This is a genomic window from Arthrobacter sp. T2-23, from assembly GCF_055398325.1.
Genome location: NZ_AP027917.1, coordinates 1,179,302 through 1,196,652, shown reverse-complemented (window position 1 = coordinate 1,196,652; position 17,351 = coordinate 1,179,302). Strand labels below are relative to the sequence as shown.

The window sequence follows — 17,351 nt, the reverse complement described above, 5'->3', positions numbered from 1 at the left end:
CTCTGGCACAATGGCCCGCATGCAGCCGATGGACCCGAGCCTCCCGAACCCCGTCCCCGCCGTCGACTTCCGAATCAGCATCCAGGGCACGGAGCCGGAGATCTGGCGGCGCCTCCTCGTCCCGGAAACCATCACCGTCCCGCAGTTCCATGAGGCCATCCAGCGGGCCTTCGGCTGGCACGACCAGCATCTGTACGGCATCCGTTGCGTCGACCGTCACGGCGAAGGCCGCATCATTCTCGGCCCTGACGAGACGGCGGAGGACGTCGGCGCGGAGCCGGCGTCCGGCGTCGTCCTGTTCGAACTGCTGGATGCAGCGGGCCCGTCGCCCGAGTTGTTCGAGTACGAATACGACTTCGGCGATTCCTGGATTCACACGGTGGAACTGGTGGGGCCCGCATTGCTCCCCGAGGGCACCATCAGGTGCGTGGCGGGTGCCAACCGCGGGCCGGTGGAGGACTCCGGCGGCCCGGGCGGGTACCGGCACCTGGCCGAGGTGCTCGCGAATGAGAAGCACCCGGAGCACCACGACGCGGCCGTGTGGTTCTACGAGGTCACCGGCGAGTGGACGTCCAGGTTCGACGTCACCGCATTTGACCTCGACGCCGTCAACCGGAGCCTCCGCCGTCTCAGCCTGCAGCTCTGGCCGCGGCCGGTTACCCCGGCGGAGCGGGACGCCGTGCTCCGCCCGGTCCTGTGGCTCCTGGAAAATGCCGCGGGGGAGGGGCTGGAACTGACGAAGGACGGCTACCTGAAACCGGCCATGGTCCGCCGCACGCTGGAAGAGCTCGGCTGGGTGGACGAGACTCTTGGCAAGGGCAACCGGGAGTCGCACACGCCCGAGGTGCTCGACCTCCGTCTGCAGCTGCTCACGTGGCAACTGCTCCGCAAACGCAACGGCAGACTGGTGCTCGGCTCGATGGGCAAGCTCGGCCTGGCCAATCCGGACAAGCTGTGGGACTACCTGGTGCAGACCGTCGGCGCCCCGCAGCACGACGCAGTGAAACTCATGACCCGGCTGGCGGCGCACTGGTCCGTCCAAGGATTCGAGCCCTCCTATTCCATCCGCGACGAGGTCATCATCAGGGCGCTCGAGGCCTCCGGCTTTGTGACGCGTTCCGGTGACCCGATCCCGGCCGAGTGGATTCGCGACATCGACCGGACGGTGCGGCAGTCACTGGGCAGCCTCCAGCTCACGATTCCGGGAGCGCACTTCCGGTTGCAGGAGCGGGAACTGTCCGACGGCGGTCTCAAGTTCCTGCTCCAGGTGCAGGCAACGCTGGGGGACAGGTAGTAAGCCGCGGGGGCGGGCGCCGCTTCCACCGGCGCTGCCCGGTGTGACCCACTCCACAGAGGTCCGACGTCGGCCGCCTCGCTGGTTGCGGGCTGTTGCGGCGCCCCGAACCCGCGGAATTCCGGCGAATATGACGCCATGAGGCACCCCTGGGGGTCGATTTTGTTTGGGGTCGGTTTGGTGTGTAAAGTAGTTCGAGTCGCCGCCGCTGATGCGGAAAGATAGCGACCGACCCCCTTCTAAACGGCCTGGAAAATGGTTCGCAAATTTGCGTGCTGATTTCGGTCGGGGGCCTGCTGTGTGGGACTGGTAATCGCGGAAACGTTGATTTGCTAAGGACCGTGTGAGCGGGTAAGTTTGAAAAGTTGCTCCGGAGCGATCCTCGACTGGTTTTGTGGTTGTGGTGGTGCCGGGTGTGTCTGTTGTTTGAGAACTCAATAGTGTGCCAAGTTTGTTGATACCAATTTTTTGTATTGAATTGGTTGATTGTGCCGGATCCGCCACCCCGTGGATGGGTCCGGTGTTTTTAGCTGGTTTCAAATTTTGTGCATTGTGTGTATCCCGTTTTCCCGGGGGCGCATGGTGTGTCTGTTTTACTTCAACGGAGAGTTTGATCCTGGCTCAGGATGAACGCTGGCGGCGTGCTTAACACATGCAAGTCGAACGATGATCCCAGCTTGCTGGGGGATTAGTGGCGAACGGGTGAGTAACACGTGAGTAACCTGCCCTTAACTCTGGGATAAGCCTGGGAAACTGGGTCTAATACCGGATATGACTCCTCATCGCATGGTGGGGGGTGGAAAGCTTTTTTGTGGTTTTGGATGGACTCGCGGCCTATCAGCTTGTTGGTGAGGTAATGGCTCACCAAGGCGACGACGGGTAGCCGGCCTGAGAGGGTGACCGGCCACACTGGGACTGAGACACGGCCCAGACTCCTACGGGAGGCAGCAGTGGGGAATATTGCACAATGGGCGCAAGCCTGATGCAGCGACGCCGCGTGAGGGATGACGGCCTTCGGGTTGTAAACCTCTTTCAGTAGGGAAGAAGCGAAAGTGACGGTACCTGCAGAAGAAGCGCCGGCTAACTACGTGCCAGCAGCCGCGGTAATACGTAGGGCGCAAGCGTTATCCGGAATTATTGGGCGTAAAGAGCTCGTAGGCGGTTTGTCGCGTCTGCCGTGAAAGTCCGGGGCTCAACTCCGGATCTGCGGTGGGTACGGGCAGACTAGAGTGATGTAGGGGAGACTGGAATTCCTGGTGTAGCGGTGAAATGCGCAGATATCAGGAGGAACACCGATGGCGAAGGCAGGTCTCTGGGCATTAACTGACGCTGAGGAGCGAAAGCATGGGGAGCGAACAGGATTAGATACCCTGGTAGTCCATGCCGTAAACGTTGGGCACTAGGTGTGGGGGACATTCCACGTTTTCCGCGCCGTAGCTAACGCATTAAGTGCCCCGCCTGGGGAGTACGGCCGCAAGGCTAAAACTCAAAGGAATTGACGGGGGCCCGCACAAGCGGCGGAGCATGCGGATTAATTCGATGCAACGCGAAGAACCTTACCAAGGCTTGACATGGGCCGGACCGGGCTGGAAACAGTCCTTCCCCTTTGGGGCCGGTTCACAGGTGGTGCATGGTTGTCGTCAGCTCGTGTCGTGAGATGTTGGGTTAAGTCCCGCAACGAGCGCAACCCTCGTTCCATGTTGCCAGCGCGTAATGGCGGGGACTCATGGGAGACTGCCGGGGTCAACTCGGAGGAAGGTGGGGACGACGTCAAATCATCATGCCCCTTATGTCTTGGGCTTCACGCATGCTACAATGGCCGGTACAAAGGGTTGCGATACTGTGAGGTGGAGCTAATCCCAAAAAGCCGGTCTCAGTTCGGATTGGGGTCTGCAACTCGACCCCATGAAGTCGGAGTCGCTAGTAATCGCAGATCAGCAACGCTGCGGTGAATACGTTCCCGGGCCTTGTACACACCGCCCGTCAAGTCACGAAAGTTGGTAACACCCGAAGCCGGTGGCCTAACCCCTTGTGGGAGGGAGCTGTCGAAGGTGGGACTGGCGATTGGGACTAAGTCGTAACAAGGTAGCCGTACCGGAAGGTGCGGCTGGATCACCTCCTTTCTAAGGAGCACCTACAATCACCGTGCCGGGCGTTATGCCTGTGTGGTGGTGTTGTCAGGAGTACGCCCGTTGCGCAGACGTAAGTTCTGCGGCGGGTGCTCACGGGTGGAATATCAACGAATAGGTGCCTGGCGGCACAGGCCGGCAGCAAGTACGGATGGGTCCTTTCGGGGTCCCTGTCCTGGAACGCTCGCCGGAATGAACCGTTGGGTAGTGTTTGGCACACTGTTGGGTCCTGAGACAACAGGACCGGGAGGGTTTTCCTTTCCGGGGCTTGTGTTTCTGGTTTCCCGGCTGCACCGAGCGCGCATGTGATGTGTGTGGGGTGTGTGGTACGGGGTTGTTGTTTGAGAACTACATAGTGGACGCGAGCATCTTTTATAAGAAGCAATTTCCAAGAATATGAACCTGGATCTGTCCTTGCGCCTTTGGGTGTGGGGGTGGTTTCTGTGGTTCTCTCGAAATTACTCCTTGATCTTTTGTGGTCAAGTTTTTAAGAGCACACGGTGGATGCCTTGGCATTAGGAGCCGAAGAAGGACGTAGGAATCTGCGATAAGCCTGGGGGAGTCGATAACCGGACTGTGATCCCAGGGTGTCCGAATGGGGAAACCCCGCCAGACGCGCGAGTGATCTGGTGACCCGCATCTGAACACATAGGGTGCGTGGAGGGAACGCGGGGAAGTGAAACATCTCAGTACCCGCAGGAAGAGAAAACAATAGTGATTCCGTCAGTAGTGGCGAGCGAACGCGGATCAGGCTAAACCGTTCCATGTGTGATAGCCGGCGGGCGTTGCATGGTCGGGGTTGTGGGACTTTCCGTTCTGTCTCTGCCGGGACAGTGGGGTGAGAGCATGTGCATAGGTGAACGGTCTTGAAAGGCCGGCCAGAGAGGGTGTGAGCCCCGTAACCGAAATGTAGTGTGCCGCCTGGGAAGTATCCCAAGTAGCACGGGGCCCGAGAAATCCCGTGCGAATCTGTCAGGACCACCTGATAAGCCTAAATACTCCCTAATGACCGATAGCGGACCAGTACCGTGAGGGAAAGGTGAAAAGTACCCCGGGAGGGGAGTGAAACAGTACCTGAAACCGTGTGCTTACAATCCGTCGGAGCAGCCTTGTAGTTGTGACGGCGTGCCTTTTGAAGAATGAGCCTGCGAGTTAGTGTTACGTCGCGAGGTTAACCCGTGTGGGGAAGCCGTAGCGAAAGCGAGTCTGAACAGGGCGTTGCAGTGGCGTGATCTAGACCCGAAGCGAAGTGATCTACCCATGGCCAGGTTGAAGCGACGGTAAGACGTCGTGGAGGACCGAACCCACTTCAGTTGAAAATGGAGGGGATGAGCTGTGGGTAGGGGTGAAAGGCCAATCAAACTTCGTGATAGCTGGTTCTCCCCGAAATGCATTTAGGTGCAGCGTTGCGTGTTTCTTACCGGAGGTAGAGCTACTGGATGGCTAATGGGCCCTACAAGGTTACTGACGTCAGCCAAACTCCGAATGCCGGTAAGTGAGAGCGCAGCAGTGAGACTGTGGGGGATAAGCTTCATAGTCGAGAGGGAAACAGCCCAGACCACCAACTAAGGCCCCTAAGCGTGTGCTAAGTGGGAAAGGATGTGGAGTTGCGAAGACAACCAGGAGGTTGGCTTAGAAGCAGCCATCCTTAAAAGAGTGCGTAATAGCTCACTGGTCAAGTGATTCCGCGCCGACAATGTAGCGGGGCTCAAGTACACCGCCGAAGTTGTGGCATTCAGATATTAGCTAAGCCCTTGTGGTTCAGGCGTCTGGATGGGTAGGGGAGCGTCGTGTGGGCAGTGAAGTCGCGGTGGAAACCAGCGGTGGAGCCTACACGAGTGAGAATGCAGGCATGAGTAGCGAAAGACGGGTGAGAAACCCGTCCGCCGAATGATCAAGGGTTCCAGGGTCAAGCTAATCTGCCCTGGGTAAGTCGGGACCTAAGGCGAGGCCGACAGGCGTAGTCGATGGACAACGGGTTGATATTCCCGTACCGGCGAAAAACCGCCCATGCTGAACAGGGGATACTAACCGCCCGAGACCTGCCCGACACCCCTTGTGGGTGAAGGGTTTTGGTGGAGCGCGGGACCTGATCCTGGGAGGCAAGCGTATTAACAGGTGTGACGCAGGAAGGTAGCCGAGCCGGGCGATGGTTGTCCCGGTCTAAGGATGTAGGGCGAACGGTAGGCAAATCCGCCGTTCATGATGCCTGAGACCCGACGGGACCCCCGTATGGGGGGATTCGGTGATCCTATGCTGCCTAGAAAAGCATCGACGCGAGGTTTTAGCCGCCCGTACCCCAAACCGACACAGGTGATCAGGTAGAGAATACTAAGGCGATCGAGAGAATTATGGTTAAGGAACTCGGCAAAATGCCCCCGTAACTTCGGGAGAAGGGGGGCCCCTATCGTGATGGACACTAGCTGTCCGGAGCGTGCAGGGGCCGCAGAGACCAGGGGGAAGCGACTGTTTACTAAAAACACAGGTCCGTGCGAAGTCGCAAGACGATGTATACGGACTGACTCCTGCCCGGTGCTGGAAGGTTAAGAGGACCGGTTAGCCGCAAGGCGAAGCTGAGAATTTAAGCCCCAGTAAACGGCGGTGGTAACTATAACCATCCTAAGGTAGCGAAATTCCTTGTCGGGTAAGTTCCGACCTGCACGAATGGAGTAACGACTTCCCCGCTGTCTCAACCATAAACTCGGCGAAATTGCAGTACGAGTAAAGATGCTCGTTACGCGCAGCAGGACGGAAAGACCCCGAGACCTTTACTATAGTTTGGTATTGGTGTTCGGAGTGGCTTGTGTAGGATAGGTGGGAGACGTTGAAGCCCGGACGCCAGTTCGGGTGGAGTCATCGTTGAAATACCACTCTGGTCACTTTGGACATCTAACTTCGGCCCGTAATCCGGGTCAGGGACAGTGCCTGATGGGTAGTTTAACTGGGGCGGTTGCCTCCTAAAAAGTAACGGAGGCGCCCAAAGGTTCCCTCAGCCTGGTTGGCAATCAGGTGTCGAGTGTAAGTGCACAAGGGAGCTTGACTGTGAGAGAGACATCTCGAGCAGGGACGAAAGTCGGGACTAGTGATCCGGCGGTACATTGTGGAATGGCCGTCGCTCAACGGATAAAAGGTACCTCGGGGATAACAGGCTGATCTTGCCCAAGAGTCCATATCGACGGCATGGTTTGGCACCTCGATGTCGGCTCGTCGCATCCTGGGGCTGGAGTAGGTCCCAAGGGTTGGGCTGTTCGCCCATTAAAGCGGTACGCGAGCTGGGTTTAGAACGTCGTGAGACAGTTCGGTCCCTATCCGCTGCGCGCGCAGGAAATTTGAGAAGGGCTGTCCTTAGTACGAGAGGACCGGGACGGACGAACCTCTGGTGTGTCAGTTGTACTGCCAAGTGCACCGCTGATTAGCTACGTTCGGATGGGATAACCGCTGAAAGCATCTAAGCGGGAAGCTCGCTTCGAGATGAGATTTCCATACACCTTGTGTGTGAGAGGCCCCCAGCCAGACCACTGGGTTGATAGGCCGGATGTGGAAGCGAGGACTAACGACTCGTGAAGCTGACCGGTACTAATAGGCCGATAACTTACACCACACACCCACCCCGCGAACCTTATTCAAAAGGAGTTCGCACCAGGGGCGGGTACAAAGAAACAAGACTGCTTGCGTCCACTATGTGGTTCCCAAACAACAAACCCGTTGCTAAGGAACCAAAACAACTGAATACAACACCACAGATGTTGTAACCACCAGATTTCCCACCCGGGAACGGCTTTCACAGCCCCCAGGGTGCGGACACAGGGTTACGGCGGTCATAGCGTGGGGGAAACGCCCGGTCCCATTCCGAACCCGGAAGCTAAGACCCACAGCGCCGATGGTACTGCACCCGGGAGGGTGTGGGAGAGTAGGTCACCGCCGGACAACCATTACAGCCAGGCCCCGACACTCAATGTCGGGGCCTGCGCCATTTAACACCCCAATGAGAGGCCGGGTTCGAACGGAACACCGGGCGGCAGTTCAGCGTTGATTACCCTTGAGTAGCCTGACCCATTGAAGCAACGACCACGGGAGATCCCATGTCTGCACGGACCATCGTTATCACCGGCGCCAGCGACGGCATTGGGGCGTCTGCAGCCCGGACGCTCGCCGCCCAAGGGGAGAACGTCGTCCTCGTGGGGCGCTCGAAGGAGAAGACGGAACGGATCGCGGCGGAGCTAGGAGCCGACTATTTCGTCGCCGACTTTGCCGAACTGGCGCAGGTGCGGGGGCTCGCAGCGCAGCTGAAGGAGAAGTATCCGCGGATCGACGTCCTGGCGAACAACGCAGGCGGGATCATGGGCGCCCGGGAGCTGACGGTGGACGGCCATGAGAAAACGTTCCAGATCAACCACCTGGCCCCGTTCCTGCTCACCACCGAACTGCTGGAGGTGCTCACCACCGGCAAAGCCACGGTCATCAACACCGCCAGCGCCGCCAATTCACTTTATGGCCGGCTGGACATCGACGATCTCGAGGTCGCAAACAAATACTCCGCCAACCTGGCCTACGGGAACGCGAAGCTGGAGAACATCCTTTTCACGGCCGAGCTGCACCACCGGTACCACGCTGCCGGCATCTCCACGGCGGCGTTCCACCCCGGGGTGGTCGCGACCAACTTCGCCGCCGACACCACGAGCCCCTTCCGCTTCATGTACCGCAGCTTCCTCAACCGGTTCATGCTGTCCCCGGAGCAGGGCGCAGACACCCTGGTGTGGCTCGCGACGGCCACGCCGGTCCAGGAGTGGGCCTCCGGCGCGTATTACGCCAAGCGGGCCCTGGCGAAGGCTAACAAGCAGGCGTACGACGCTTGGCTGGCCAAGGAGCTGTGGGAGCGTAGCGCGGCCATGGTGGCGCAGCAGCTCGACACCATCGATCCCCGGGGCTGACAGGCGCAGGATCGCGACGTTCCAGCCCAGTTGTTGCCGTCGGCAGGGGGCGAACGCCGCGCCACTCGCGGTGGATCGGGCTGCGGGAGTGCCGCGGAGCGTAATAACCGGGCTGGAACGTCAGCCCGCGGCCACACCGCGCCGCCGGAGCTGAGGGACCGTCGGGGCGGCCCTACCCTTCGGCCTCGACCTTGTCGATCGCGGTGAGGGCGCTTTCCATCGTGCCGGCGAGGTCGCTGGCCGGGGCGGGCTTGGCGAACAGGTAGCCCTGCAGCGAGTCGCAGCCCAGGTCCATCAGGTACTTGGCCTGCGCCGGCGTCTCGATGCCCTCGGCCGTGACCTTCAGGCCCAGGTTTTGGGCGGCGTTGATCATGGTGCGGAAGAAGGGCAGGTGTTCCTTGCCGGTCTTGATCATCGCCACAAAGGACCGGTCGATCTTGACCTTGTCCAGCGGGAGTTCCTTGAGCCGGCCCAGCGTCGAGTACCCGGTGCCGAAGTCGTCCATCGCGATCCGTACGCCGGCCTCGCGCAGTTGCCGGAGCTGGCGGAGCACGTCCGAATCGGCGTCGAAAAACACACTCTCGGTCAGCTCGAGCATCAGCTGGCGCGGGTCCACCCCGGTCGAGGCGACGATGCCAAGGACGTCGGTGGCGAAGTCGCGGTGCTGGAACTGCAGGCCGGAGACGTTCACGGCCACACTGTAGGTCGCATCGCCGGCGAGCCAGGGCCGGATCTCGGCGCAGGCGCGGCGCATGACCTCGTCGCCGATCTCGCGGATCAGCCCGCTCTGCTCGGCCACGGGCAGGAACTGGTTCGGCGGAACCAGCTTGCCGTGCCGCTCCCAGCGCGCGAACGCCTCGAACTGCACCACGGCGCCCAGCCCGGGGGACACCACCGGCTGGTAGTGGACCGAGATCTGGCCCAGCTCAACGGCCTGCCGCAGCCCGGTCTCGCCCTGGGCCTTGTGCGCGGGGGTGTTCAACATCTCCGGGCGGAACTGCAGCCAGGTGTTCTTTCCCGCCGCCTTGGCCGCCGTCATGGCCGAGTCCGCCTGCCGCAGCAGTTCGGCTCCGTCGTGGGTCTGCGGTGTCTTGGATGCCAGGCCCATGCTCACCCCGGGCCGCACCGTGGAGCCTCCGATGCGTGCCGGGACGTACAGCGACTCGGAAATCCGCTTCGCGACGGCGCCGGCGTTGAGGCACTCGGTCAGCAGCACCACGAATTCGTCGCCGCCCAGCCGCGCCACGGTGTCGTGCGGGCGGACGCAGTTGCGCAGCCGGCTGGCCACTTCGACCAGCAGTTCGTCCGCGGCGGAGCGGCCCAGCATGTCGTTGAAGCTCTTGAAGTCGTCGACGTTCAGCAGCAGCACGTCCACCGGATCCGGCCGGCGCAGCGCCGCGGCGAGCCGTTCGTTGAACAGCGTGCCGTTGGGCAGCCCGGTCAGCGTGTCGCGCAGCACCGCCGCCTTCAGCTGGTCGTCTTGCTCGGCGGGCGTGAGGCGGGGGAGGACGCCGGTGGTGCCAGGCACCAGTTCGGCCTCCAGCGGGGACGTCCGACGGCGGGGGGCGGCGGCGGCTGCCGCGGCTGCGGGCTGAGTCGCGGCGGACTGAGCCGCGGCGACAGAGGGCCCGGTGACGGAGGGCCCGGCGGTGGCGGGGCGGACGGAGAGTGCGACGGCGGCGTCGCCCCCGGTGGTCCCGGCCGCGGGCGGGAGCGCCGCGCAGGTGATTTCCAAGGCGAACTCGGAGGCATCCCCGCGTCGGCCCGCGCCAGCGAAGGGCAGCCGTGTGGCGCTGGCACCGCGGCGGGCGACGCCGGAATTCTCGGCCGCCAGCCCGGTGAGCATCTGGTGGAAGTCCTCCCGGGAGGCCTCGGCCAGCAGCAGGCTGTAGTCGGCACCGAGCAACTGCGCACGGGAGTAGCCGAACAGCTGTTCTGCGGCATTGTTCAAGAAAGCGATGGATCCATCCGGGGCAAGCAGAACGAGGGCGTCGGGGCTGTGCTCCAGCACCGTCTGTGCGAATGCTGCGTCCATAATGTGTACTGCCCCCAAAAGCGATGGATCTGTGAATGGTGGCGCGCCGCGCGACACCCTTAGGGGGTTCGCTGCGGACCGCGACTGCTGAAATCATATGTGTTCGGTAGCACACTCTCACGCCGCCCCGACGGTATTTGCAAAAGCGTCCGAATGTGTCGTCTGGGCACCCAGACTGGTGCCGGGCTGCGGCCCCAGAATCAGCGCCAGATACAGCCCGCGACTACAGCGCGACAGCTGCTTCCTGCAGCGTCTCGATCGCCTCGGAGGACTGGGCCACGGCCGCCGCCCGGTGCGCCTCCGGCACCGGGCGGGAGAACAGGTAGCCCTGCAGGGCATCGCACTCGTGCTCCATCAGGTACCGGGCCTGGGCGGGCGTTTCGATGCCCTCCGCCGTCACCCGCAGGCCCAGGCTGTGCGCCATGTGGATCATCGAGGTCAGGATGGGAAGCCGCTCCTCGCCGGTGTGCAGCATGGAGACGAACGACTTGTCGATCTTCACCGCGTCCACGGGGAGTTCCTGCAAGCGTCCCAATGAGGAGTAGCCGGTGCCGAAGTCGTCCAGCGCCACCCGGATCCCGGCAGCACGCAGGGTGATCAGCTGCTGGATCACGTGCGAGTCGGCGTCGAAGAACACGCTTTCCGTGACCTCGATGACCAGTTGGTGCGGATCGACCCGGCTCCACGCGGCAATGTCCAGCACCCGCTCGGCAAAGTCCTTGTGCTGCAGCTGCACGCCGGAGACGTTCACGGCGAGGGTCCGTCCGGGGTCCTCGGCCAGCCAGGACTGCAGCTCGGTGCAGCTCTGCCGGAGCACCTCGGCCCCGATGTCACGGATCAGGCCGCTACGCTCTGCGGTCTGGATGAAGGTGTCCGGGGCCATGAGCTCGCCGTCGCGTTCCCAGCGGGCCAGGGCCTCGAACTGCACCACCTCGCGCCGGTTCGTGGAAACCACGGGCTGGTAGAAGACGGTGATCTGGCCGAGTTCGACGGCGCGGCGCAGTCCCGCGGTCAGCTGGGTGCGTTCCAGCAGGGTGGCCAGCATCTCCGGCTGGAAGTGCACGTAGCAGTTCTTGCCGGCTTCCTTGGCGGCGTACATGGCCACGTCCGCCTGCCGCAGCAGCTCGGAGGAGGACATGACCTCAGTTCCGCGCGTCGCCACGCCCAGGCTCAGCCCGGGGCGCATCAGGGTCCCCTCGATGGAGACCGGGGCATTCAGGGTGCCCACGATCCGCTGCGCCACCGCGTCGGAGTCGTTGCAGCCCACCAGCAGGACCACGAACTCGTCGCCGCCCAGCCGGGCCACGGTGCCGTGCGGTCCCACGCAGTTCTGCAACCGGCGGGAGATTTCGACCAGCATCTGGTCTCCGGCGTGGTGGCCCAGGATGTCGTTGACTTCCTTGAAGTCGTCCAGGTCAAGCAGCAGCACCGCCACCGGGCCCGAGGACTCCAGTGCTGCGGTGGCGCGTTCGTTGAACAGCATGCGGTTGGCCAGCCCGGTCAGCGGGTCCTGGAAGGCCAGGGCCTTGAGCTGGTCGGCCTGCTGGGCCAGCTCGTCGAGGGCGCGCCGGGCCTGGTCCTGCGCCATGATGCGCGTGGTCACGTCGCGAAAGTTCCAGATCCGGCCCACCACTTCGTCCGCGACTTTCTGCGGGCGCGAATACAGTTCCACGGTGCGGCCGTCCTTGAACTCCAGCAGGTCCTGGCTGTGCAGCTCGTGGTTGGCGTAGAGCTCGCCAACCTTGGCCTTGAAGGAGTCTGGGTCCAGCAGCTGCTTGGCGATGAACCTGACCAGTGCGGAGGCGTCATCTTCTGCCAGGATCTCGCGCGGCATGCCCCACAGCCGAAGGTATTGTTCGTTGACGCCGGTGATCTGGCCGGTGTTGGACACCACGACGATGCCGTCCGCCGTCGTCTCCAGGGTCGCGTCGAGGAGCGACACGGCGTGGCGGCGTCCGGCGTCGTCGTCCACGCGGTGGGTGGTCTCCCGCACCGCAACCGCCATCGAGGTTTTCGCCCGTGTCGTGACCAGGGAACAGGTCAGTTCCAGCGGGATTTCGGTGCCGTTGCGGTGCAGCCCGACGGCGGGAAACGGTTTGGTGCCGTAGGTGCCCGCGCGGCCGAGGCGGCTCAGGACCCGCAGGAACCCGCCGCGGTCATCCTCCACCAGGAGGCGGGTGCGCACCAGACCGACCAGCTGCCCCGAGGTGTACCCGAACAGGCGTTCGGCGGCCGGGTTGAGGAAGGAGATGGTTCCATCGGTGTTGAGCAGCAGCAACCCGTCGGGGCCCTGCTCAAGCAGGGTCTCCGCCAGTCCTTGTTCCACGTCGATGCCAGCCCCCGGGCGCTTGATTTTCCATTCCACCGACAGGGCGGTGGTCATTAAACTTCAAGCATCATAGGGCCATGAGACTCAAATCACAGCACCGGCTGCCTTTGGGCGGCAGTGTCGCCGCGCAGCGCGGTGATGGTCCGCGCTGACGCCGAGAGCGCGTCGGGGAGTTCGCCCTGCGGCCTTGGCTTGGAAAACAGGAAACCCTGCAGGGAATCGCAGCCGCGCTTGATCAGGTATCCGGCTTGCTCCGGCGTCTCGACACCCTCTGCGGTGACGGTCAGGCCCAGGCCGTGGGCCATGTCGATCATGGAGTTGAGGATGGGCAGGCGCTCGTCCCCGGTGCGGATCATGGCGACAAAGGACTGGTCGATCTTGAGCATGTCCACGGGCAGGTCCTGGAGCCGGCCCAGCGAGGAGTAGCCGGTGCCGAAGTCGTCCAGCGCCACCCGGACTCCGGCGCTGCGGAGCTGCACCAGCTGGCGCTGGACCAGGCAGTCGTCGTCGAAGAAGACACTCTCGGTGACCTCCACTACCAGCTGGTGCGGATCGACGCCGCAGGAGCCGGCCGTCGCGAACAGCAGCTCCGGGAAGCTGCCCTGCTGCAGCTGCACACCGGAGACGTTGATGGCGAGCGACCGGGTGGGGTCCTCGGCAAGCCAGGACCCGAGCTCGGTGCAGCCGCGGTGCAGGACCTCGGTGCCGATTTCCACAATCAGGCCGCTGCGTTCGGCGGTGGGGATGAACTGCTGCGGCGGGACCAGGACACCGTCGCGTTCCCAGCGGGCCAGCGCCTCAACCTTGACCACGGTGCCCAGCCGGGCCGAGACGATCGGCTGGTAATGCACGGTGATCTCCCCGCCGTCGACGGCGGCCCGCAGCCCGGTTTCGAGGTCGGTGCGTTCGAGCAGGGCCGCCATCATTTCCGGGCGGAAGCGCAGGTAGCGGTTCTTGCCGGCGGCCTTGGCCGCGTACATGGCGATGTCCGCGCGGCGCAGCAGCTCGGAGGCGTCGTCGGCGCCGTCGCCGATGGAGGCCAGGCCCAGGCTGAGGCTGGGCCGCAGCATCGTGCCGTCCAGCCAGACCGGCACCCCCAGGGATTCGACGATCCGCTCGGCGGCGGCGTCGGCGTCGAGCGAACCGACCAGCAGGACCACGAACTCGTCGCCGCCCAGCCGTGCTACAACGTCGCTGGGCCGGACGCAGGCGCGGAGCCGGCGGCCCACCTCGATCAGCATCTGGTCCCCGGCGTGGTGGCCGTGGACGTCGTTGACTTCCTTGAAGTCGTCCAGGTCCAGCAGGAGGACGTCGACGGCGGTCCCGCACGGCCCGGCCAGCGCGTGCGCCAACCGGTCGTTGAAGAGCTGGCGGTTGGAAAGCCCGGTCAGCGGATCCTGGAATGCGAGGCGCTTCAGCTGGCTGGCCTGCGCCGCGAGATCCGCCATCACCCGGTTGATCTGGTCCTGGTCGCGCCGGGCCTGGGTGACGTCGCGGAAGCTCCAGACGCGGCCCACCACCCGGTCTTCAACCTTTTGCGGGCGCGAATAGCGTTCAAAGGTGCGTCCGTCGCGGAAGCGCAGCACGTCGTGGCTCTCGGCATCCGGGTCCGCGTAGAGGGCGGTGACCTTCTCAACGAAGGCATCGGGATCCACAAGCTGGCCCATCACGGAGCCGATCACCGCATCGTCGTCGCCGGCGTCCACGAGCTCGCGCGGGATGGCCCACATGGAAAGGAACTTATTGTTCACAGAGGAGATCCGGCCCTCCGTGCTGACTACGAGGATGCCGTCCGCGGTGGACTCCAGCGTGGCTGAGAGCAGGGACATGGCTTCGCGGAGCCGGGCGTCCTCTTCGGTGCGCGCTGAAGTGCTCACCCGGACACGACCGGATGAATCTGAGACCAACGATGCTGCATGCTAAATCCTCCCCTCAGAAATCATAGGGGGCGCAGCGCGGCCCGGGCGCCACGGCGCGGGATTCAGCCAGCGGAGGCGGGCCTGCCGGGTGCAGCGGCGGCCCGGCTTGCGGCCGGGGCCTGGGCTGCCCTGCCCAGCCCGCGCACGGTCCACCCCGCAGCCGCCCAGGCTGCGGCGTCGAGTGCGTTCCGGGCGTCCAGCACCGTCCGACGCCGGACCAGGTCCCCGGCGGCCGCAGGCGAGAGGCCCCGGTAGGCCTCCCATTCGGTCAGCAGCAGCACCAGCTCGGCACCGTCGAGCGCCTGCTCGGTGGAGGCCTCGAAGCGCAGCTGCGGGTAGCGCAACCACGCGTTGTTGATCGCGGCCGGGTCCGTGACGGTGACGTGCGCACCGGCGTCCGCCAGTTGCTGCGCCACGTCCAGGGCAGGGGAGTCGCGGATGTCATCGGTGTCCGGTTTGAACGCCGCTCCCAGCACGGTCACCCTCCGGCCGCCCAGCTGGCCGCCGCACAGCTCCCGGGCGGCTTCCACCGTGCGGGAGCGCTGGCCCTGGTTGATGCCGTCGACTGTGGCCATCCAGGCGTCCACCGAGTCCACGCCCAGCGCGGCGGCCTGCACCCGGAGTGAGCGGATGTCCTTGGGAAGGCAGCCGCCGCCGAAGCCGAGGCCGGCGTGCAGGTAGCGGCCGCCGATCCGCGGATCCAGGCCCATCGCTTCGCCCAGCTCCGTCACGTCCGCGCCGGAGGCCTCGCAGAGTTCGGCCATGGCGTTGATGAAGCTCAGTTTGGTGGCCAGGTAGGCGTTCGACGCCGACTTGATCAGTTCCGCCGTCGCGAAGTTGCAGATGATCCGGGGGATGCCGGCGCAGAGCAGGGGTGCGTACACCGTGTCCAGGGCCGCCGTGACGGCCGCGCCGGCGCTGTCGGGATGCAGGGCTGAATCGGCGCCGCCGGGTACGCCGTACACCAGCCGGTCCGGCACCAGGGAATCCTTGACGGCCGTCCCCTGGCGCAGGAACTCGGGGTTCCAGCCAAGGAGCACATCGGGTCGACCGGCGAGCACACCGTGGAGCATGTCCACCGTTCCCACCGGGACCGTGGACTTGCCCACGACGGCGGCGCCCGGCGCCAGGAAGGGCAGCAGCGCCTCGGTGGCGGCGACCAGGTAGCTGAGGTCGGCGCCGTCGGAGGTCTTGGACTGCGGCGTGCCGACGCAGAGGAAGTGCAGCTCGGCGCCGGCGGCGTCGGCGAAGTTGGTGGAGAAGGCGAGCCGGCCCTTGGCGCGGCCGTCGCGCAGCAGCTCGTCCAGGCCGGGTTCGTAGAAGGGTGCGGCGCCGCGGTCCAGCTGGGCCACCTTGGCGGCGTCGACGTCGATCCCCACGACCGAGTGCCCCATCGAGGCCAGGGTGGCCGCGTGTACGGCGCCGAGGTAGCCGCAGCCGATCACAGAAATCTTCACAGGGTTGCTCCTCTGGTTGGGCTCGTGCTGGTTGGGCCGGGTGTGGTGGGGCTGGCCTGGACCGCCTGGTAGTGCAGCACCAGTTCCTCGCCGAGTGCGTGCCAGGTCCGGCCCTGGACCGAGGCGTGGGCGGCGGCGGCGAAGGCGCGGCGCTTGGCGTCGTCGCCGGTCAGGTCCGTGACACGGGCTCGCAGCGCGGCGAGGTCGCCGGGCGGGTAGAGCCAGCCGGTCCGTGAATTCTCCACGAGGTCCAGCGGGCCGCCGCGGCCGGTGGCGACCACCGGGACACCGGATGCCATGGCCTCCTGGATGGTCTGGCAGAAGGTCTCGAACTCGCCGGGGTGGACAAAGAGGTCAAAGGAGGCGACCGCGCGGGCCAGTTCCTCGCCGCCGAGGAAGCCGGTGAACACGGCCTGCGGGAGTGCGGCCTCAAGGGCGTCGCGCTGCGGACCGTCGCCGACGATCACCAGCTTGGTGCCGGGCACGCCGGCGAGCACCGCCAGGTCCTGAACCTGTTTTTCCACCGCGAGGCGGCCAACGTAGCCGATGATGCGCTCGCCGCCGGGGGCGACGGCGGCCCGCCACGCGCCGTCGCGCTTTTCCGGGCTGAAGCGGGTGGTGTCCACCCCGCGCCGCCACATCTGAACACGTGGAATGCCGCGGCCCAGGAACTGGTTCAGCGCGAACGTGGACGGGACCAGGGTGCGCGAGGCGAGCAGGTGGATCTGTTCCACCCGGTTCCAGGCCCAGTTCTCCAGGAACGGGACGCCGTACCGGGCCGCGTAGCCGGGGACCTCGGTCTGGTAGATGGCGACGCTGGGGATGCCGAGTTGGTGTGCGGCCTGGACTGCCCGCCAGCCGAGCACGAACGGTGAGGCGAGGTGGACGACGTCGGGGGCGTAGTCGGCAAGGATTCGCTTGACCCGGGCCACACCGCCCAACGCCACCCGTACGTTCGTGTAGCCGGCCAGGGGCACGGAGGGCAGCCGGTGGACCTGCGCGCCGTGAACTTCGCCGGGGACGGCGGTGTCCTGCGTCGACGGCGCGATCACCAGCACCTCGTCCCCGCGGTCCTGCAGATGCTCCAGGACCCTCAGGATGGAGTGCGTGACCCCGTTCATCTGGGGCAGGAATGATTCGGCGACTAGTGCGATCCTCACGCCTCCACCGTGGCCGCGGCGGCTGTCGGCGCGGGGTCACCGGTGTGGCCTGTGGGGGAAGAGTGGGTTAACAGGCGGCCACGGGCTCAGGCGCCAT

At 64.4% G+C, this 17,351-nt stretch carries 7 protein-coding genes and 3 rRNA genes; 5 read left to right on the top strand and 5 right to left on the bottom strand.

Annotation, left to right across the window (positions count from 1 at the left end; translation table 11 throughout):
- Positions 1–19 precede the first annotated feature (19 nt).
- From ACZ5Z0_RS05460 to ACZ5Z0_RS05440, 5 genes are all read left to right on the top strand, one after another.
- Complete coding sequence (locus ACZ5Z0_RS05460; RefSeq protein WP_464110217.1) at positions 20–1,294, top strand: plasmid pRiA4b ORF-3 family protein; 1,275 nt, start codon at positions 20–22, stop codon at positions 1,292–1,294.
- A gap of 598 nt (positions 1,295–1,892) precedes the next feature.
- Positions 1,893–3,417, top strand: a 16S ribosomal RNA gene (locus ACZ5Z0_RS05455).
- A 483-nt stretch (positions 3,418–3,900) separates the two neighbouring features.
- Positions 3,901–7,024: ribosomal RNA gene (locus tag ACZ5Z0_RS05450) — 23S ribosomal RNA — on the top strand.
- Between the two features lie 209 nt (positions 7,025–7,233).
- Positions 7,234–7,350 (top strand): 5S ribosomal RNA (gene rrf / locus ACZ5Z0_RS05445).
- The 16S, 23S and 5S rRNA genes sit together here, the layout of an rRNA operon.
- A gap of 155 nt (positions 7,351–7,505) precedes the next feature.
- A complete protein-coding gene (locus ACZ5Z0_RS05440; RefSeq protein ID WP_464110216.1) occupies positions 7,506–8,354 on the top strand; it encodes an SDR family NAD(P)-dependent oxidoreductase in 849 nt (282 codons plus the stop codon).
- A gap of 172 nt (positions 8,355–8,526) precedes the next feature.
- On the opposite strand, the gene ACZ5Z0_RS05435 is transcribed toward ACZ5Z0_RS05440, so the two are convergent.
- From ACZ5Z0_RS05435 to ACZ5Z0_RS05415, 5 genes are all read right to left on the bottom strand, one after another.
- Positions 8,527–10,389: a putative bifunctional diguanylate cyclase/phosphodiesterase gene (locus tag ACZ5Z0_RS05435; RefSeq protein ID WP_464110215.1), complete on the bottom strand. Its 1,863-nt coding sequence runs from the start codon at positions 10,387–10,389 to the stop codon at positions 8,527–8,529.
- Positions 10,390–10,612: 223 nt separating this feature from the next.
- Positions 10,613–12,772 (bottom strand): putative bifunctional diguanylate cyclase/phosphodiesterase, encoded by a 2,160-nt coding sequence (locus ACZ5Z0_RS05430; protein WP_464110214.1) that lies wholly within the window; start codon positions 12,770–12,772, stop codon positions 10,613–10,615.
- Positions 12,773–12,807: 35 nt separating this feature from the next.
- Positions 12,808–14,547, bottom strand: coding sequence for a putative bifunctional diguanylate cyclase/phosphodiesterase (locus ACZ5Z0_RS05425; protein ID WP_464110730.1), 1,740 nt, complete (start codon positions 14,545–14,547; stop codon positions 12,808–12,810).
- Between the two features lie 152 nt (positions 14,548–14,699).
- Positions 14,700–16,094 (bottom strand): UDP-glucose dehydrogenase family protein, encoded by a 1,395-nt coding sequence (locus ACZ5Z0_RS05420; RefSeq protein WP_464110213.1) that lies wholly within the window; start codon positions 16,092–16,094, stop codon positions 14,700–14,702.
- The gene (locus ACZ5Z0_RS05415; protein WP_464110212.1) at positions 16,091–17,254 is read right to left on the bottom strand and encodes a glycosyltransferase family 4 protein; all 1,164 of its coding nucleotides are present in this window, start codon (positions 17,252–17,254) and stop codon (positions 16,091–16,093) included. The genes ACZ5Z0_RS05420 and ACZ5Z0_RS05415 overlap by 4 nt, the downstream gene beginning before the upstream one ends.
- Positions 17,255–17,351: the final 97 nt, after the last annotated feature.